The 19,837-nt window shown below is 41.7% G+C and carries 14 protein-coding genes, 12 tRNA genes and 1 pseudogene; 13 read left to right on the forward strand and 14 right to left on the reverse strand.

Annotation, left to right across the window (positions count from 1 at the left end):
• The first annotated feature begins 45 nt into the window (after positions 1-45).
• The 11 genes and pseudogenes from CXF83_RS12150 to CXF83_RS12200 form a co-directional block, all read left to right on the forward strand.
• Positions 46-828, forward strand: coding sequence for an oxidoreductase (locus CXF83_RS12150; RefSeq protein ID WP_101092091.1), 783 nt, complete (start codon positions 46-48; stop codon positions 826-828).
• Positions 829-1,039: 211 nt separating this feature from the next.
• A complete protein-coding gene (locus tag CXF83_RS12155; protein WP_101092092.1) occupies positions 1,040-1,330 on the forward strand; it encodes a YkgJ family cysteine cluster protein in 291 nt (96 codons plus the stop codon).
• Between the two features lie 718 nt (positions 1,331-2,048).
• A complete protein-coding gene (locus CXF83_RS12160) occupies positions 2,049-4,235 on the forward strand; it encodes an OsmC domain/YcaO domain-containing protein (RefSeq protein ID WP_101092093.1) in 2,187 nt (728 codons plus the stop codon).
• 560 nt (positions 4,236-4,795) lie between these two features.
• The gene (locus CXF83_RS12165; RefSeq protein ID WP_101092094.1) at positions 4,796-5,440 is read left to right on the forward strand and encodes a hypothetical protein; all 645 of its coding nucleotides are present in this window, start codon (positions 4,796-4,798) and stop codon (positions 5,438-5,440) included.
• Positions 5,441-5,566: 126 nt separating this feature from the next.
• Complete coding sequence (locus CXF83_RS12170; protein WP_101098006.1) at positions 5,567-7,375, forward strand: DUF4209 domain-containing protein; 1,809 nt, start codon at positions 5,567-5,569, stop codon at positions 7,373-7,375.
• 86 nt (positions 7,376-7,461) lie between these two features.
• Positions 7,462-7,821 carry a hypothetical protein gene (locus CXF83_RS12175; RefSeq protein ID WP_101098007.1) on the forward strand — a complete coding sequence of 120 codons (360 nt, stop codon included), beginning with the start codon at positions 7,462-7,464 and terminating at the stop codon, positions 7,819-7,821.
• Positions 7,822-8,046: 225 nt separating this feature from the next.
• Positions 8,047-9,024 (forward strand): transposase, encoded by a 978-nt coding sequence (locus tag CXF83_RS12180; RefSeq protein ID WP_101098008.1) that lies wholly within the window; start codon positions 8,047-8,049, stop codon positions 9,022-9,024.
• A gap of 250 nt (positions 9,025-9,274) precedes the next feature.
• A complete protein-coding gene (locus CXF83_RS12185) occupies positions 9,275-9,469 on the forward strand; it encodes a hypothetical protein (protein ID WP_101090260.1) in 195 nt (64 codons plus the stop codon).
• Positions 9,466-10,584, forward strand: coding sequence for an HNH endonuclease (locus CXF83_RS12190; protein ID WP_101090259.1), 1,119 nt, complete (start codon positions 9,466-9,468; stop codon positions 10,582-10,584). The genes CXF83_RS12185 and CXF83_RS12190 overlap by 4 nt, the downstream gene beginning before the upstream one ends.
• 157 nt (positions 10,585-10,741) lie before the next feature.
• Positions 10,742-11,830, forward strand: a complete 1,089-nt coding sequence (locus tag CXF83_RS12195; protein WP_101090258.1) for a flavin-containing monooxygenase — start codon at positions 10,742-10,744, stop codon at positions 11,828-11,830.
• A gap of 227 nt (positions 11,831-12,057) precedes the next feature.
• Positions 12,058-12,279, forward strand: a pseudogene (locus tag CXF83_RS12200) (prolyl oligopeptidase family serine peptidase); the annotation flags it as partial.
• Between the two features lie 163 nt (positions 12,280-12,442).
• Here CXF83_RS12200 and CXF83_RS12205 read toward each other — a convergent pair.
• On the reverse strand, positions 12,443-14,047 hold the full coding sequence (locus tag CXF83_RS12205) for an ABC-F family ATPase (protein ID WP_101090257.1): 1,605 nt from the start codon (positions 14,045-14,047) through the stop codon (positions 12,443-12,445).
• 316 nt (positions 14,048-14,363) lie between these two features.
• Here CXF83_RS12205 and CXF83_RS12210 point away from each other — a divergent pair, with 316 nt between their 5' ends.
• Positions 14,364-14,864, forward strand: coding sequence for a VF530 family DNA-binding protein (locus CXF83_RS12210; RefSeq protein WP_101090256.1), 501 nt, complete (start codon positions 14,364-14,366; stop codon positions 14,862-14,864).
• A 1,319-nt stretch (positions 14,865-16,183) separates the two neighbouring features.
• Here CXF83_RS12210 and CXF83_RS12215 read toward each other — a convergent pair.
• From CXF83_RS12215 to CXF83_RS12275, 13 genes are all read right to left on the reverse strand, one after another.
• Positions 16,184-16,260, reverse strand: a tRNA-Met gene (locus CXF83_RS12215).
• Between the two features lie 44 nt (positions 16,261-16,304).
• A tRNA-Met gene (locus CXF83_RS12220) sits at positions 16,305-16,381 on the reverse strand.
• 45 nt (positions 16,382-16,426) lie between these two features.
• Positions 16,427-16,503: transfer RNA gene (locus tag CXF83_RS12225), tRNA-Met, on the reverse strand.
• A gap of 45 nt (positions 16,504-16,548) precedes the next feature.
• A tRNA-Met gene (locus CXF83_RS12230) sits at positions 16,549-16,623 on the reverse strand.
• Between the two features lie 45 nt (positions 16,624-16,668).
• Positions 16,669-16,744: transfer RNA gene (locus CXF83_RS12235), tRNA-Met, on the reverse strand.
• 45 nt (positions 16,745-16,789) lie between these two features.
• A tRNA-Met gene (locus CXF83_RS12240) sits at positions 16,790-16,865 on the reverse strand.
• A 45-nt stretch (positions 16,866-16,910) separates the two neighbouring features.
• Positions 16,911-16,986, reverse strand: a tRNA-Met gene (locus CXF83_RS12245).
• Positions 16,987-17,031: 45 nt separating this feature from the next.
• Positions 17,032-17,107: transfer RNA gene (locus CXF83_RS12250), tRNA-Met, on the reverse strand.
• Positions 17,108-17,152: 45 nt separating this feature from the next.
• Positions 17,153-17,229 (reverse strand) — tRNA-Met (locus tag CXF83_RS12255).
• Between the two features lie 51 nt (positions 17,230-17,280).
• Positions 17,281-17,357, reverse strand: a tRNA-Val gene (locus CXF83_RS12260).
• A 29-nt stretch (positions 17,358-17,386) separates the two neighbouring features.
• Positions 17,387-17,463 (reverse strand) — tRNA-Val (locus CXF83_RS12265).
• 2 nt (positions 17,464-17,465) lie between these two features.
• Positions 17,466-17,542 (reverse strand) — tRNA-Met (locus CXF83_RS12270).
• A 166-nt stretch (positions 17,543-17,708) separates the two neighbouring features.
• Positions 17,709-19,067, reverse strand: coding sequence for an MATE family efflux transporter (locus tag CXF83_RS12275; protein WP_101090255.1), 1,359 nt, complete (start codon positions 19,065-19,067; stop codon positions 17,709-17,711).
• Between the two features lie 32 nt (positions 19,068-19,099).
• On the opposite strand from CXF83_RS12275, the gene CXF83_RS12280 reads away from it, so the two are divergent.
• Positions 19,100-19,726, forward strand: a complete 627-nt coding sequence (locus CXF83_RS12280; protein ID WP_101090254.1) for a riboflavin synthase subunit alpha — start codon at positions 19,100-19,102, stop codon at positions 19,724-19,726.
• Positions 19,727-19,837: the final 111 nt, after the last annotated feature.

Below are 19,837 nucleotides of genomic sequence, written 5' to 3' on the forward strand. Positions count from 1 at the left end.
AGCGTCAGTAACCATCACATAAAATTAAATACAGTTGAGTCGAATATGAGACAAGAAAATAAGCCAGAATCGTTCTTTGTTGCCGCGTTTGAGCCGGGCGCTGAGCATCCAGCATTACCAGCATGGGGCAACAGCACACTCAATCCTGCCAAGCTAAGCAGTGATTTTGATATTAGCCAAGTAGAGCGCCGGGAACTTGCCGACGTACCCGGCGCTTTTCAGTTGTTAAACGTGCTGTCTAAAGATGAATGCAAAAGATTAATTGAGATAAGTGAGCAACTTGAGTTTTTACCAGATGCAGCAGTGTCGTTACCCCGAAGTGTTCGCCATAACGATAGCTTAACCTGGATTGTTGACCCAAAAACAGATGGCACTATTTGGCAACGTATTGCTCATTTGATGGATGATAGACAGGGTATTTTTAACGGCGATAAAGCATTAGGTATTAATGCACGTTTTCGTTTTTATCGTTATAGCCAAGATGATTATTTTAAACCGCACTCCGATGGTTCTTGGCCTGGCAGCCGAATTATAGATAACCAGTTAATTGCCAATGCCTACCCAGATCGTTTTAGTCAAATGACCTTCTTAATTCTCCTTAGCGAAGACTTTGAAGGCGGTGAAACTCGTTTTTTGGTGAACGCAAACGATGCAACTAAACCCGCAAAAGCAGGCGATGAGGTTGTTAATGTCGATGTCAGAACACCCGCTGGTGGAGTATTGTGTTTTCCACACGGAATGCATCCTATGCACTGTATTCATAGCTCTGTTGCGATCACTAAAGGTGTTAAATACATCATCCGCACCGATGTTTTGTTAGCAGTGTAAAAGATTCATCGCTTGGTTTAGGCTTCATTAGTCCTAACGATTAGTCTTTCTACTAAGAAGGACTAAAGTTTACTCACTAACCAAATACTAATGGAATGGCATTGAAGGTGGAGGTTTGCTCTGCCTGCTAACACATCAAGTGCTAATCATGCTAATTTCTAATTTGCTCTAGTTGAGGTAAAATAGCAGATTATTCGATTTGATGACGCGCATGACCATTAATATTAAAAATATACCAGAAAAGGAAGTCACCTGTTCAAACTGTCAGGCTTGCTGCTGCCGTTTAGAGGTGTTTCTTCTGACTGATACTGGTGTTCCTGAAGAGTATATTGCTGTTGATAATTGGGGCGGCGAAACGATGTTTCGTTTAGAGGATGGGTGGTGTGCAGCATTAGATCGGGAGACACTGATGTGCTCTATTTATGAAAATCGCCCTTGGGTTTGTCGAGAATTCGAAATGGCTTCTTATGAATGTCTCGTAGAAAGAGAAGGGATGCTGTAGCGATATTTATGACCTTGAGAAATCTAGTTTGATTTGTCAGTAAGCTAGCTGCTTTAGGTCTTTATATGTTGATAATGACGGTTTGATTAAAGCGGTTATAGCGTTATATCGGCTCTAAAAATAATGGCCATCGTGTAATCTCGACGGCCATAATGCTGCTTACATCGCTGACGATTTTGGTGCAGCTTTTTTAGCAGCCTTAGCGGCTTTCTTTTCTTTTGCATTTAAAAGCGGCTGTTTTTTAACTGCCTTTTTACTGTCTTGTCCTTTACTCATAATACTTTCCACCTTTTTACGTGATACACCCAAAGCCAGTTTGAACCAGCCTAAGGATTGAAGTAATCAGTGACTTTTAGTATAAAAGCCAATTCAATCAATAACTGCTTCAGTATGGCCTTATAGCAGGACAATTGATAGGCCTAGCGCATCTGAAATTCTTTAACTCAGTGGGATCTATCGATGGACGCTGCTTCTTTGACCAAGCGACCATTTTATACTCAAGTGACTTCTAAATGTTTGTTTCTGAGCTCAGAATGATAAGGCGAGCAGTATCTATGGTGCAAGGAGATTGATCACCGTGGCCACCGTTCACACACTAAACTCGGCTAATTAAGCAAATTACGTAATTAACCCAAGACTATTGCCTCAAAAACACCGATAATTCTCACCATTAAGGCACGCTAGCCGATTGACAACGCGCGACTCTGGACACTATTCAATGGAAATCAAAGTTAACTTTCTCGACAACCTCAGACTTGAAGCAAAGTTTGATGACTTTACCGTCACTGCAGATCAGCCTATTCGTTACAAAGGCGACGGTTCAGCCCCTAGCCCTTTTGACTATTTCTTAGCTTCGTCAGCGCTATGCGCCGCCTATTTTATCAAGGTGTACTGTAAGGCTAGAGATATTCCAACGGAAAACATCAGACTGTCGCAAAACAACATTGTTGACCCTGAAGATCGCTATAACCAAATATTTCAAATCCAAGTTGAGCTACCAGCAGATATTTCAGAGAAAGACAGAACGGGGATTCTTCGTTCAATCGACCGCTGTACTGTAAAAAAGGTTGTTCAGACGGGGCCTGAGTTTAAAATCGAAACGGTTGAAAACCTCGACGAAGACGCTAACGCGATGTTGATGGGACAAGCCGATGGCGATGCTAGCACCTACATCTTAGGTAAAGACTTGCCGCTTGAGCAAACGATTACCAATATGACCAGCATGCTAGCTGATTTAGGGATGAAGATAGAAATATCGTCATGGCGTAATATTGTGCCTAATGTTTGGTCTTTGCACATCCGTGATGCTGCATCTCCAATGTGTTTTACCAACGGTAAGGGCGCAACGAAAGAGAGTGCACTTTGTTCAGCGCTGGGCGAGTTTATTGAACGCTTAAACTGTAATTTCTTTTATAACGATCAATTCTTCGGTGAAGAGATCGCCAACAGTGAGTTTGTTCATTACCCGAATGAAAAATGGTTTGCGTTAGAAGAGGATGACTCACTACCTGCAGGCATTTTGGACCAGCATTGTTTAGACATTTACAATCCAGACGAAGAGCTGGCGGGTTCTAATCTTATCGATACTAACTCAGGTATGACTGAACGTGGCATTTGTTCTATCCCTTATGTGCGTCACTCTGATGGTGAAACGGTTTACTTTCCGTCTAACCTAATTGAAAACTTATTTTTAAGTAACGGCATGAGCGCGGGCAATAACCTAGCTGAAGCGAAGGTGCAATGCTTATCAGAAATATTTGAGCGCGCCGTTAAAAGACAAATCATTGAACAAGAAATCGTTCTGCCAGATGTCCCTATGGCGGTACTTGAAAAGTACCCAAGTATTTTAGCGGGTATTCAAGGCTTAGAAGAACGCGGATTCCCTGTTGTAGTAAAAGACGCCTCACTGGGTGGCCAATTCCCTGTTATGTGTGTCACCTTGATGAACCCAAGAACGGGCGGTGTATTTGCCTCTTTTGGTGCACACCCAAGTTTTGAAGTCGCCGTTGAGCGTAGTTTGACTGAGCTACTACAAGGTCGTAGCTTTGAGGGCTTAAACGATGTCCCTAAGCCTACGTTCGATAGCATGACAGTGACTGAACCTGAGAACTTTGTTGAGCACTTTATCGATTCTACCGGTGTTATTTCATGGCGCTTCTTCAGCAGCAAGCATGACTATGATTTTTGTGAGTGGGATTTCTCAGGCACCAATGAAGAAGAATCTCAGAGCCTCTTTGGCATATTAGCTGATATTGGCAAAGAAGCTTATATAGCTGAGTTTGATCAGTTAGGCGCGTCAGTGTGCCGTATACTCGTGCCGGATTACTCAGAAGTTTATCCCGTCGAAGATTTGATTTGGGACAACACCAATAAGTCGCTGCATTATCGCGAAGATATCTTAAATCTTCATTCTCTAGATGATGACCAACTGGCAGGCTTAGTTGAGCGACTCGAAGAGAGTCAACTCGATAACCAAACGGATATTCCGACATTAATTGGCATTGTGTTTGACGAGAACACTGTTTGGGGCCAGCTCACTATCATCGAGCTTAAAATCCTTATCTATCTAGCAATGGGCGAGTTAGAAAATGCGATGGAGCTTGTCGCTGAATTCCTACAGTACAACGACAATACCGTAGAGCGTGGTTTGTTCTATCAAGCGGTTAATGCAGTCCTTGAAGTCACCATGGACGACGAACTCGAGCTCGAACACTTTATTGGTAACTTCAATAGAATGTTTGGTAAAGAGAACATGCAAAACGTAGTCGGTTCTGTTACCGGTGAAGTGAAGTTCTTTGGCCTGACGCAGACCAGCATGAAGCTTGAAGGCATAGAGCCACACTTAAGATTGATTGAAAGCTATAAGAAATTGCATCAAGCGCGTAAAGACAAAGCTGCAAGTTAATACTCTTTACTCGCATTAGCGTTTCAGCTCTTTAGATATTTAGCCCATCAATGGATGGGCTTTTTATTGCCCGCGCAGTGGTTAAAAGGGAGGAGGTGGCTCAGTTATGCCCCTTTATGTGTTATCTCCAGTAATTTGTCCTATGCAGCACTGACCTCTTTGTAATACTTTTTCTCATCAGTCGGAAAGGTATGGGTTCCGTCTAGTGAAAACCTTTTAGTTAACCAATGCTTGTACTTTTATACAGTAGTATCGGTTTTGTGCGGTTAATCTCTAAATTTTGCGCAATCAGTTCACGGTTTGCTATTGAGTGAAAAGAAAAAGAGGTGTAAATTCAGTAAGATGTAAGTGTGCGTTCATGAAAAGCTCAGATAACCGGAAAGCAAAGTGTGCGACTCACTTTTCTCCCTAGGTGTATTGGATACAATCTTAAGCGTAAATGTTTAATAAGCTGTTATTAATGATTTTTTCAGACTTTTTACTGTGCACGCTTTCTCAACATGGCTTGGCAAAACGCGCACGCCGTATATTAAAATGTTATATTTTTATCGGAGTGCGGCATGAAACAAACATTGGAAGACGCTTTTAGCCACCTGATTAAAGAGTATGATTTCATCTTTGATAATTACTATCCCTCCCATGACTCAACAGGATTTATGGAAGTAAATCAAGTTCACCTTTTTATTAAATCGTTAGGGTATCTTAAAGGTGATGCTTTTGCTTGGCTTGAACCCCCATTAAAAAAGGTAGGTATAAAATACCCTCATATTGATGGTGTGGTTTTTATTCCAAGCGAGAAATCAGTCGTTTTTATTGAAGCTAAACGAATAGATAAGCCGAATAAGAAAGTTAATGAGGTTTATCGTGATATTAATAGATTGCTTATCGAAGACAATCGAAAGCATATTATTAGCAAAGCAAACTTCGAAATAGAAAAGCATTTTATAGTTTATTTAGCTGATCTTTGGTTAGAAGGCTCTCACAAAGAGTCAATTCCTTTTTGGTGGACATCCAAAGAGAACCACAAAGATATGAATGGGGTAATCTCTAAACGCTATAAAGAGAAAAAAACATTTTTAGAATCAATGGCTTTAATAAATGTCCGCTGGAATCCAGAAAATCAATTAATACATAGGTTCAAAGGTACTAAAGATTATCCCTATTTAAAAAATTATTGCTTGATGTGTGGTATTCACAAAATATAACAAAGCAAATCAAGCAGACGCATTACGGCTGTCACTGTTTTTGCTAAAACAAAAAGCCAGCAACAACAACGCCAACCTATGCGCTGTTGTTTGCGGCGTTAGCTGTAAGTCATACTCGGAGTTTATATGTCTATTCAAGAAGTTGATGTTACATTGGAAGAGTTACAGTCATTAGATCAAGATGAAATTCTAAGATTATGTAAAAGTCCCGTGTACTATGAACTGGAATCAGCTTTTGGGAGTATTAAAGGCTCTGAAGCTGCAAAGTTGTTGTCTGCAACTTGCTCTATGCATTTAAAGCCTGAAAATCCGAAAGCTCCTTTTTCACCAAAGTTTATTATGCAAGACCGAAGAGGACTTATTGCAAATGATTTTTCTAAAAAGTCTTTGAACTCTCTTTCTCAGTTTTGTTCGTTTGTAACAATACCTGAATTAAAGGCTAGATTAGCGGATATTTCTTGGGTTACAAAAGCTGGAAGTGTTGAACATGCGCATATGGCAATAGAATCATATATTGAATCAGCAAAGCATTTATTAGCTGTAGCTGATTCATGGGTTCATCCTGCAGAACGAATTGAACGAGCCTTAAGATTAAGTTGCATGTTTCGTCGGGATTCGCAACGACCTGATTTGTTTGAAAAATTATCAGACTTTATTTCAGATGAAATAAACAATAAAAAATTAGATGATTCGCCTTTTTATGCATTACGTTTATTGAAACTATCGCATGAATGCGGTGTAGGTGATGATGACTGGATTCTTAATACAGCGGAAGAAATTGCTCAAACTCGTTTTAAACTAGGCGACACGAGAACAGCGATAAGTGGATGGGAATGTGCCTTGAACTCGGCAATTTCAACACGAGATAAAATTAAACAGCAAGAAATTTGGAGAGAAATAGCGGCTTGCCACGTTAAAGATTCTGAATTACAAGATGGTGGGTTGATAGCCGCTAACTGCATACTTAGGGCAATCGATGCTTTGTCGAAAGCTCCTAATACTAGACAAGAAAGACTTGAGCTATATGAGACTATGAGAGATCATCAAATTGAATCCCTGCATCAACTTCATGAGTTTTCAACTCCGCCTCAAGACATTAGCGAAATTGTTCATAAATCAAAAATTGAAGTTCAAGGTAAAGATTTTTTCGATATGCTTTTTAGACTCGGTGTTTTGGTTTCAAGACCTACAGATATTAATAGGCTTAAAGAACAAGCTATCGAACAAATGCAAAATAGTTTTGCATGGATATTTGGCGGAACGCATATAGATCATGAAGGTATCACCGTTGCTACAGTCCCATCTGGAATGGGTCTTGATGATAAACAAGATGGGCCTGCTACTTGGTCCACTATGATGAAAAATATCGGAATTGATCATCAACTTGCAGTACAAGGGCAAATACGACCTGCTCTAGATGAGTTAATGATACAGCATCATGTTTCAGAGTATGCCTTAGAGAGGATTTTAAAAAATAATCCGTTCATACCTTATGGGCATGAACACTTTTATATAAAGGGTATTACATTTGGCCTTGAAGGTGATTTTCTTAGTGCATGTCACATTCTTATTCCACAGGTTGAGAATTCACTTAGGTATGTAGCGCGGACTCAAGGGGAGGAACCAACAACATTACATGGTGACGGTTCTCAAGAAAGAAGTGGTCTTAAATTTCTATTAGATCATCCTGCTGTTATTGAAGCTTTAGGGCAAGATATTGTTGGTAATCTACAGGCAATATTAATAGATAAGATATATGGGGATTTGAGAAATCAAATGTCACATGGGTACATGCCAGCAGGGCATTTTTATGGCATTGCGCCTGTCTTTCTTTGGTGGCTAATTTTACATATTGTAATGTTGCCTTTAGGTAGCCACTGGAAACAACACTATAAACCAGAAAATACAGCTAATAAGAGCTTTAAACGTAACTAAAACAGTGGGTTAGGTTTCGCTTTGCTACACATTTTAACCCACTATTTTAGTCCATTTAAGCAGGCGTTATGTGTCTAAAGAGTGATATGGATATTCGCATCAATAAATGGTGGTTGTTCTGCGGTGTTGTTTTATTAGTAATGAGCGCATTAGGCTTTTATTATGAAAGCGTTTGGGTTTATGAAAAAGTAAAAGGGCTCTCTTCCATTTCAAAATACGAGAATGGATTTATGTATTGGAATTCTATTTTTATGTATTTTAATGGTTTTTTACTTTGTTTGTTCATGGCTGCAAAAGAGCATTACCCATACAAACTTTGGTATCTAATGAGCATCAATACCAAAACTAAGTTAAGTTTTAGTCAAGTTGCTTTTGCACTAACATTAGCTGCCCTTTATTTTGGTTCATCTTTTTATATTGCTGGGCAATTAGGCCGCGGCACATAACGTATAAGGATAGGCCGCGCGCAGTCGCGTCCTTATCCCGATTGTTGAACAAGCCCGAGTGATACCTTTATAGTGTAAATATCGGCGTAAGATCTTACGCTTTTTTTTGTGTGTGGAAAATACATAGACAGCCATAGTTAAGGAAAATACATAGACAGCCATAGTTAATGGCCTCAATAGCGACCTTCTACTATGCTTTGAACGAGCATTTAACAAGGAGGTTGTATGCCGCGCCCAAGACGAACCCTAATTAGCATTGAAGACACTCCCTATTACCACTGTTGCAGCCGAGTTGTTCGGCGCGCTTTCTTGTGTGGCGATGATAAATACGCAGGTAAGAACTACGACCATCGTCGTGGTTGGGTAGAGGAGCAAATACTTAAGCTCTCCGAGGTGTTTGCTATTGATGTAGCGGCTTACGCAGTGATGAGTAACCATCTGCATATTGTGCTTTATATTGACCTAGAGACGGTGAACAACTGGTCAGATAGAGAGGTTGTTTTACAATGGCATAAGCTATTTAATGGCACGGCGCTAACGCAAAAATTCGCCAAAGGTGAAGTAATCGATGAGTATTTAGTGATTCAACTCAAACACCTTATTGCTACCTATCGCTCAAGGCTCAGTGATATAAGCTGGTTTATGAGGTGCTTAAATGAGCCTATCGCACGACAAGCCAATCTAGAGGACAACTGCACCGGGCACTTTTGGGAAGGGCGTTTCAAGTCACAAGCTCTACTTGATGAAGCAGCAGTCCTTGCTTGTATGGCTTACGTTGAGCTCAATCCTATTCGAGCTAAGATGGCTAACACACCAGAGCAATCAGACTTCACCAGTATCAAACTAAGAGTCAAAGCCGCTCTGAAAGGTGAGCAGCCCAAGAAACTATTACCTTTCATTGGTAACGAACGAGCACACCAGCCCAAAGGCATTAATTTCTCACTTAAAGACTACTTAATACTGGTTGATGAAACTGGCCGAGTTATTAGTGATGACAAGCGTGGAGCCATTTCTGCTAGTGCAGAAAGGATTTTGAGCCGATTAAATATCCCAGCGGCAAATTGGGTAAAAATCATCACCGAGTTTGGGCAGCTGTTTCACGGCCCCGTAGGGACGTTGCAAGAGCTCAGCAGCTACTGTGAACACTTAGATAAACGTCGACGGCACTTTTCAAATAGTTGTCAGTATATGCAAGTAGGCTAAGCTAAAGGCCGTAACTTCAAGAGCACTTTCCTCTGTTAATGCACAGGGTTAACAATCCACGCCTTAAAACTCACTAATCTCTGTTAATTCACTTCTTTCCCGGCATCTATTCGCGCCACTTTTGTTGAAAATGGTTCAAGTACTTCTTTGATATACGTCAATCGTTGATATTGGTTTTTAAACTGGTTATGTTATTGATTAATAATGGCTGGCAATAATTATTTATGGCCCCAGTAGTGATGAGCGAGAGATGTATTCAGTCAGTATTAAAGAGTTAGAAGCGTTAAGTCTGAGATCAGGGCTCAAAATTCTTGATAAAGCTTTAGCCGTAGTTGATAAATTAGGCCGAAAAGAAGTACGCTGGCACACTGTAGTGTTAAGCAAATTCGACAACCAACGACCGATTTCTCTTGGCGATGATTTACTTAGTGGTGAACCAATATGACTCAAGCTGCAACAGATGATGTAGCTGCACAGTTGCAAGTAGATTTTATTGCCTATCTGCAACGGTTACTTGTAGAAGGAGACTTTGCCGCCACTTACAAGTTTGCGTTGTTACATGCACTTGCTGATATTTGTATTGAGCGGCCGTTACAAGGTGAGTTTTCCGCTAATCAGCAACAGGTTCAATTAGACGGTGTTATAGCCATCGATGAGTTAGTTGAGAAATTCATTGACCTTTATTGGCAACATTCATTGCCCTACAGCGGTAAAAACAACAACCAGTTTATTCTTTTACAAAATGCAGGTTTGCAGTCAGCATTGATTAACAGCTTGGCTGATTTTCGCAATCGAGGTGTAACAAGTCTTGCTGAATTAAAAAAACATGAAGATTGGTGCAAGCTCATGAGTAAAACGCGCAGGACGTTTAAAGACGGCCCTCTTTGGCGGTTACAGCTTCTGGCTGGTAAAGAAGTTTGCTTCTATTATCCGCACCAAAAATCTATAGATTACATTGAGTTAAACCCTGGAGTTGCGTTTTGTTTTCGGCGTTTCTACGATTTGGTAATCTCGCTTTCAAGAACCCATTGGACACAAAAGGTGAGTAACTTTCCTACTAATATTCAGTTGTTTGGCGGGCAAAGTGATGTGTCAAATTTTTTGTTTGGTAAAGAACGTAATGCGCTGATTAAAGTTAGGCCCGTATTGCATCAGATCCAGCAAGGTAATTGCTTTTACTGCAAAAAACCGTTAAAGGAAGCTGGTGAGGTTGATCACTTCATTCCTTGGGCGCGTTATCCAAACGATCTTGGGCATAATTTTGTCTTAGCGCATCGGGTCTGCAACAACGCTAAGCGTGACCATTTAGCGGCACAACAGCATAAAGATCGTTGGTTTGAACAAAATATTATCTGCAATGATAAAACGATCACTTCAGCGCTAGGGCAGTATTTTATTTGCGAGAGCCAACGTTCAGAGGCTATTGCAGCATGGGCTTATCAATCAGCAATACAAAGTCATTCATTGCTTTGGTTATCAGGGAGAGAATTCGAAGCCATCAGTGATACAAAGGGCGGAATAGACAGTGAGCAAGGGTTACTTGATATGCCACATGAGTAGGACTTGAGTAAATCCATAAATTGTTAGGATTACTGCACTTATTGTCTTACTTCAGTGTGATGTCTTAAACCCAGCATTATCCAAAACACGAATAGTCAGATTCGGTTGCTACGATCTGTTAGAATACCGCGCATAATAATAAGAACTTATGGGATTTATGAAAGAATTTATCATCATTGGCGCTGGTCAGTCTGGGCTGGCAATGGCTTATAACTTATCCCAAACGAATAAAGATTACCTGATTTTAGACGCCAATGAGCACATTGGTGCGCCTTGGTTGAAGCGCTGGGATTCGTTAAAACTGTTCACTCCTACCGAATATAACCATCTCCCGGGCATGTTATTTCCATTTCCTAAAGGCTACTACCCCAATAAATATGAAGTGGCAGATTATCTAAAAAGTTATGTTGAAAAATTCTCGATCCCGATTGAATTTAATCAAAGAATAACTTCAGTAAAAAAAGTGAATGGTATTTTTGAAATAACCAGTGCCACGGGTAGCTACAAGGCTAAACAGGTTGTTATAGCCACTGGTCCCTTCCATACGCCTTTTACGCCCCCTTGCCACGCTGATATCGCTGAGAATGTGGTTCAATTACACAGTGAACACTATAAAAGTCCTGAACAGCTACAAGATGGTGATTGTTTAGTGGTTGGTGCTGGTGACTCTGGGGTGCAAATTTTATCAGAAATTGCCGAGACGGGACGCACAGTGCATTTCTCTGGAACGGATAAAATCACTGCGATCCCACAATCATTTTTAGGTAAAACCTTATGGTGGTGGTTCACTAAAATCGGCTTTTTATCGGTGACACGCTTTAGCAAGATGGGTAAATGGTTGAGCAAAGGTGTGCAGCCAGTGATTGGTACTGACGTGAAGTCACTGCTGGCAAAAGATAATGTTATCCATATGGGCAGAACATTGTCAGCAGACAAAAACAGTATTAAGTTTCAAAAAGGTAGCATCAGTAGTATCAAAAATATTGTCTGGGCGACAGGATTCAAACCTAACTTTTTTTGGATTGAAGATATCACTTTTGATGAGACGAACTACCCGAGTAATTATCGAGGAGTGAGCAATGATGTTGAAGGATTATATTTTATTGGGCTTCCTTGGCTGTATACCCGAGGTTCGGCAACATTGGGTGGTGTATGGAAAGATGCACAATACTTGATGACCCATATCCAGAAAAACCAAACTAGCGGTATAGCTGACCCAAGTGCTGAGCTGGTTGAGGTGGGTTAAGAAAAGTGGATGACTGCGACACTGTTATCATCATTTAACTTACACCTAAGCGACCCAATAACTTCCAGCCTTACTTCACGCGCCTTACATCAGGCGCGTTTGATTATTCCTTACCTGCTTATTTCCTTTCATACTTTCAAACGATTCTGATCGTTGGCCTTTGAGCAAGTCTGCTATTAAGTTAAGCATTGCACTCCAAAATTGATAAAGCCTAATGTTGTTGCCTTAACGAACGGATCCCCAGTTACGGTAAGACATTTTTCTATTTAGATGATAAACGTCATGGTGAGGACGATCTGCAAGATGTGGTGTACAACAAAAGTCCCTACAGACTCAGATTGGGTGGATGCGGATAAGATTGGCGTTATGGCAGACTATTATGGTGGTTACCTAACGATGGCCGCTATGGCGTTACAGATGAGTTTAAAGTGGGGATCAATATTTTTGGTGATCAGGTTAAAAGTCCGGTACTACTGCTAGTTGTAGTGCTGAGTATAAGTGATGCTCGATAAACATTAAGAAGGCGGGTCAGTTATACAAAAAGGCCATTTGATTACTCAAATGGCCTTTTCTTTACGCTTTTATCGACACTGATGAGTGCTGATGTTTAGGCTATTTTTTGACTAATGCTTCGGCTTGGCTCGACATGTATTCGTCGAAAGTACCGTGGAAGTTGACCAAGTGTTTGTCTTTCACATCGATGATACGAGTTGCAAGTGATGACACAAACTCTCTATCGTGGCTGACGAAAATCAAGGTGCCTTCGAAATCTTTAAGCGCGTTGTTTAGCGCCTCAATGGCTTCCATGTCCATGTGGTTAGTCGGTTCGTCCATGACGAGCACATTGACATCCATCATCATTAACTTACCAAACAACAGACGGTTCTTCTCACCACCTGAGCAGTTACGGGCTTTTTTGTTGGCATCGTCTTCAGTAAAGAGTAGACGACCTAACATGCCACGAACCGAAAGGTCGTTATGCTTTGGTGTACGCCACTGCGACATCCAATCAAATAGAGTGAAGTCGTTATCAAAATCAGCGCTGCTGTCTTGTGGGCAGTAACCGATAGCAGCATTTTCAGACCACTTAATGACACCGGAATTGTGTGTTAGTTGATTAACTAAACAACGAAGTAGGGTTGTTTTACCCACGCCGTTCTCACCAATAACCGCTAACTTAGCGCCAGCTTCAAGAATGAGCTCGCCGCCTTGGAATAGTGTGTTGCCGTCAAAACCGTGGCTTAGTTCTTCAATCACTAGCGCTTGGCGATGCATTTTCTTACTTTCTTCGAAGCGTAATGACGGTGTCATACGACTCGATGATTTAACGTCATCCAGAGAAATCTTATCTAATTTCTTAGCACGAGAGCTGGCTTGCTTTGCTTTAGATGCGTTAGCACCAAAGCGGTTAACGAAGTCTTGCAGCTCTGCCATTTCGGCACTCTTCTTCGCGTTACCCGCGAGCAGTTGCTCTTGGATAAGGCCAGCAGCGTCGAGGAAGTACTCATAGTTACCTGGGTAAACGCGAAGTTCACCGTAATCGATATCAGCCATGTGAGTACAGACAGTGTTTAAGAAATGTCTGTCATGCGAGATGATGATCATGGTGCACTTACGTTTGTTCAGCTCATCGGCTAACCAACTAATGGTATGAATATCCAAGTTGTTGGTAGGCTCATCGAGCAACAAAATATCAGGATTTGAAAACAATGCTTGTGCAAGTAACACACGCAGTTTTTTACCCGGTGCAACTTGGCTCATTAAGCCAAAGTGATACTCTTCTTCAATACCCGCTTCAAGTAAGATTTCGCCAGCGCGACTTTCTGCACTGTAACCGTCCATTTCAGCAAACTCGCTTTCAAGCTCGCCGACTTTCATGCCGTCAGCTTCGGTCATGTCAGGCAAAGAGTAGATACGTTCACGCTCTTGCTTTACTTCCCACAGTTTTGGATCGCCTTGAATTACAGCATCGATAACGCTGTATTGCTCAAAAGCGAACTGATCTTGGCTTAGGGTACCGACTTTTTGGCCTGGTGTGATTGACACGTTGCCAGATGTCGGTGCAAGTTCCCCACTGAGGATCTTCATAAAGGTTGACTTACCACAGCCGTTTGCACCGATTAAACCGTAACGGTTGCCGTTGCCAAATTTTGCGGAAATGTTTTCAAACAATGGCTCTGGGCCGAACTGCATGGTGATGTTTGCGGTAGAGATCAATGGAATATCCTGAAAGGTTAAGTATTCAAAGCTAAGCAGATAACCGCCACCCTAAAATAAGGCGAGCGTTTGCATAGGTAAAACAGGCGCGGATTATACAGAAATAGGTGCTCATATGTCGAGCAAGCAATTAATTAAAACGGTTTATTTGTCCTGTTTTGCGTGCTTTTATCAAAAAATGGATGGCTTAGCGGATTTGAACGGGTGATATCGGTATTTTCTTGTTATTATTAACGGAATATTTTGGCCATTACAAAAATGGCCTCGTTAGTTATCTAACGATTTTGTACATTATCAGCGATTTTTTGGACACCCCATGATTGAACATCAACAGAACAACCCATTGCACGGCCTAAAACTTGAAACTATGGTGACAGAGCTTGTCGAATTTTACGATTGGAAAATCCTCTATGCGGCCATTCGCTTAGAGTGTTTTAACTCTAATCCTAGTATGCCAGCTTGTAATAAGTTCCTTAAGAAGACTGAATGGGCGAGGGAGCGTGTTGAGGCCTTTTATCTTTATCGCTTCAAACGTATGCCTAAAGGCAGCGAATCGCAATTTGATCTTAAGCCGCGTGAGCGTGGGTTTGCAGATGGTATTGTGCCACGTAAGCCGCAAGAGTTAACCATTGAGTTGATTGAAGAGATGCGCGTTAAAGCTACGGCTGATTACGAAGCGATGAAACAGAACAAAGGCAGTCGCCCAAGTTACGGTAAAGATAAACCTAAAGCGCAAGATTCTTACGCGCAGAACAGCCGTAAAGACAGTAATCGACCTGCACCGTCACAAGATCCGACTAACCCTTGGGGTAAGTAATCTTTTAGGTCTGTTATTTTAGGACCGGTTCGTACAGAACACGTGCTTGAACTGAACCACATCTAGTTTATCGTCTCAATGGTAAACTAGGTGTTGGCTTTAGGCTAAACGCTTATAATATTCATACTTTTCAACCCGAGTATCCTTAAACGGGTATTGCGGCGCCGACAATGTCGTATATTTTCCTTCACTCTTCATACCCCTGTTTAATCGCAGTATCTCCCTAATGTAATATACCCAGTATTAACTTTAGTCACTCTTCTCGTTATCCAAGCTGAGCAAGTTAGCTACTTTTTCTTTCATAGATTCAATCTATTGCGCTGCTTTATATCTTTCTAAGTCAGTATCGGTACTTTCTGCGTGAATTTGAATTTAAATTTAAAAGTCATATAGGCTGGACTGGGTTTTCGCCTGTAATATCGACCCGTTACAGATAAATGGTAGGTACTTTCGAATCCATTAACTCATGCAATACAGAGATGCACCATTTCCATGTGGCCGTATATGTTTTAAGCCAATCATTATTAATGCGTTGATCTCGATAGAGGATATTGAGTCTTATCTTGTATGTAACTGCAGCGCTTAACCCTCTATTTGATATCAGCCACACCGGCGTGTGGTTCTAAGACATTTTTATCTGTGGGTTGCATTGACTCAAAAATGGATCTGGATTTTACATCAAGGCAGCTTGGATCAAAAAATGAGACGCGCTGAACTGGCACTTCTATAGACTGGCTTTATAGCAGTGTTGATCATTATGGCGCTGAAAAAAGGGCTTTGTTTAAGTGTTATTGATTAAGACATCAGACAGAGTAGGTGAGCCGTTACTGGATTTTGGATATTAAAACCGTTGTCCGCGGGCCAATGTATTGATATGTTTTGGCTTTGAGAGCGGAATGAATCTATTTAGAGCTGAGTACCATCTTGAAAAACACTGGGCTTCTATGGCCTTCTTCTATTTTTGTGAATCTCTGTGGGTAGATCTGTGAATGGTATTGTAAATAATTAGGAATCGTTGAGTCTGATTTTTATCTACGAGGCGATTTTAGGCGCTTATCATAGCAACATTTAGCACGGTGTTATTGCTGCCATCAAATTATTGTTTATAGAGCTAAAATTTAGACACAAAAAAACCAGCTTCCGCTGGCCTACTAGTCGATATAACATTGGTTACGGGAGCTGGATTACTTTTCATAAAAGAGCAGGGCAATAACCTTCGCCAGTCTTTTAATAAAGCGTTGAGTCCGAGTAGCTTTTATACTGCTCCATCCCGTGTCATATCTACGCTAATAATTATTTTAATTCTACTATCAAAGAATTGGTTGCGGGAGCTGGATTTGAACCAACGACCTTCGGGTTATGAGCCCGACGAGCTACCATACTGCTCCATCCCGCGTCCGTGTTAAACGCATTAGTTGTTTTGATTCTACTAATAAAGAATGGTTGCGGGAGCTGGATTTGAACCAACGACCTTCGGGTTATGAGCCCGACGAGCTACCATACTGCTCCATCCCGCGTCCGTGTTGAACGCATTAGTTGTTTTAATTCTGCTAATAAAGAATTGGTTGCGGGAGCTGGATTTGAACCAACGACCTTCGGGTTATGAGCCCGACGAGCTACCATACTGCTCCATCCCGCGTCCGTGTTAAACGCATTAGTTGTTTTGATTCTACTAATAAAGAATTGGTTGCGGGGCTGGTTTGAACCAACGACCTTCGGGTTATGAGCCCGACGAGCTACCATACTGCTCCATCCCGCGTCCGTGTTTTACGTATTAATTGTTTTAATTCTATTAATAAAGAATTGGTTGCGGGAGCTATTTTGAACCAACGACCTTCGGGTTATGAGCCCGACGAGCTACCATACTGCTCCATCCCGCGTCCGTGTTTTACGTATTAATTGTTTTAATTCTACTAATAAAGAATTGGTTGCGGGAGCTGGTTTGAACCAACGACCTTCGGGTTATGAGCCCGACGAGCTACCATACTGCTCCATCCCGCGTCCGTGTTTTACGTATTAATTGTTTTAATTCTACTAATAAAGAATTGGTTGCGGGGCTGGATTTGAACCAACGACCTTCGGGTTATGAGCCCGACGAGCTACCATACTGCTCCATCCCGCGTCCGTGTTGAACGCATTAGTTGTTTTAATTCTGCTAATAAAGAATTGGTTGCGGAGCTGGATTTGAACCAACGACCTTCGGGTTATGAGCCCGACGAGCTACCATACTGCTCCATCCCGCGTCCGTGTTGAACGCATTAATTGTTTTAATTCTACTAATAAAGAATTGGTTGCGGGAGCTGGATTTGAACCAACGACCTTCGGGTTATGAGCCCGACGAGCTACCATACTGCTCCATCCCGCGTCCGGATGTATCATGTTTAAAAACTAGTATTTGAATTCAACTAAAAAGAATTGGTACAACCGAGTGGATTCGAACCACCGACCCCTACCATGTCAAGGTAGTGCTCTAACCAACTGAGCTACGGTTGTATTGTAAAGCGTGACACTATAAACAGAATTGGTACAACCGAGTGGATTCGAACCACCGACCCCTACCATGTCAAGGTAGTGCTCTAACCAACTGAGCTACGGTTGTATTGGTTGCGGGAGCTGGATTTGAACCAACGACCTTCGGGTTATGAGCCCGACGAGCTACCATACTGCTCCATCCCGCGACTGTGTATACTGCATGTCCTGTTGGCTGATGCCTTGGAACGAGCGCTATAGTACGGTCGATGCTGGATTGGCGCAAGTAAAAAAACATTCTTTTGTGTTAAATGCTGCTTTGCTCGCCAACTTGTATGCTCATTAAGCGTTTCGAACGATTTATAAGTAAAAATCTTACATTGCCGAAAGTTTTACACCCCTTTTTTGGATATACCTCAAGCGCATAGCGAATAATATTGCAGCAGTAGTGAGTCCTGCGATGAGTCCAATCCAAAAACCTTGTGCGCCCATGGCTGGAACCAGTATGTCAGTTCGAGCCAATGTGTAGCCAAGTGTCATCCCTACAGCCCAATACGAGACTAACGTAATGTAAAAAGCACTACGGGTATCTTTATAACCGCGCAAGGCGCCTGAAGTGACGACTTGTACGGCATCCGACAATTGATAGATAGCGGCAAAGAACATTAGGCTACCTGCTAATGTAATGACGTCAGGGTTATCATTATAGAGTAGTGCAATTTCATTTCTAAACGTCACCGTAATAATTGCAGTAAATAGTGCAAGTGAGAAAGAGATAATTAACCCAAGTCGGGTGATCATCGCTGCAATTGCAGGTTTATCTTGTCCAAGGTAGTAGCCAACGCGTATCGATACGGCAATACCTATAGATAGTGGCAGCATAAAGACAATGGATGAGAAGTTGAGTGCGATTTGGTGACCAGCGACAATAGTTGCACCGAGGGGCGCCAGTAATAGCGCAATGATTGCAAATAAACTGACTTCAAAAAATAGCGCCATAGCGATTGGGAAGCCATGCTTTGTCATATCGACCATTACTTTTACATTGGGACGATGAAAAGATTTGAAGGGAGCAAGTTCTTTAAATTTGGCATGAAACTGCATATAAATAATCATGGCAATAAGCATTGCCCAAAATACTAAGGCTGTTGCGATGCCACAACCGGCGCCGCCCATTGCGGGCATACCGAAATGGCCATAAATAAAGATATAGTTTGCAGGGATATTGACTGCTAAGCCGACAAAGCCGATCACCATCGTCGGCAGAGTATAAGAAATCCCTTCACTGCAACCGCGAAGTACTTGATATAAGACAAAGGCGGGAACGCCCCACATAAAGCCATTGAGGTAACCCACACTGAGCTGAGCCAGTTGCGGTTCCAAATCCATCAGAGTTAATATATTGTCGGCAAGTGAGAGGAAGAACATCACACCTACGCTGCCTATTATGGCAATATATCCAGCTTGGAAAGCCAACGGTTGTATTGCTTTTTGATCATTAGCACCATGATGGTGAGCAAATACCGGGGTAAATGCCATTAATAGTCCTTGCACGAATAACAATGCAGGGAGCCATAAACTGGAGCCAATAGCAACGGCAGCCATATCAACGGCGCTAACTCGGCCGGCCATTACAGTGTCGATGAAGCCCATCATGGTTTGGGTAACTTGAGCAATGAGTACAGGTAGTGCTAATTGAATTAAACGTTTGGCCTGAAAGCCTGAGTGGTTCATGAATACAGCCCTTAATACATACGAGAGATAAAATGTTTACAGGTATAGTTCAAGCAACATGCGAAGTGTTGGCGATAGATAAAAAAACGGGTTTAAATACGCTACAAATCGAAATTGGACCGGATTTGCGCGAGGGACTTTCACTAGGGGCAAGTGTCGCAAATAACGGTGTTTGTTTAACAGTCACAAGAATGGAAGATGATAGGGTGTTTTTCGATGTAATGGAAGAGACGCTAAAGCTAACTAACCTATCTAATCTGAGACCTGGATCACAAGTTAACATCGAACGGTCGTTAACCTTTGGCAGTGAGATTGGCGGCCACATTTTATCAGGTCATGTACACACAGAAGCAGAGGTTAAATCGGTAAGTAAAACAGAATCTCACTATGATATTTGTTTGTCTGTTGAACCAAAATGGATGAATTATATTCTTTATAAGGGATTTGTTGGTGTAAACGGCTGTAGCCTTACGGTTGGGGCGGTTACTGAGTCTAGCTTTATGCTGCATTTGATCCCTGAAACATTAAAATTGACCAACTTGGAGTCATACACTGCTGGTGACAAAATCAATATTGAGATTGATAGCCAGACGCAAGCGATTGTTGATACCGTTGAGCGAGTATTAGCCAAGCGTTTTGTTAACTCAATGGACGTTTAACACCCAGTGCACTAAGTATTTGACCCATTTAGAGCGCTTCAGACTTTTCAATTCAAGGCGCATTGGTGAAAAATGGTATTCCCTTTTAAGCCAATGCAAAGCTGGAAAGAC

Source organism: Shewanella sp. Choline-02u-19 (assembly GCF_002836205.1).
GTDB lineage: Bacteria > Pseudomonadota > Gammaproteobacteria > Enterobacterales > Shewanellaceae > Shewanella.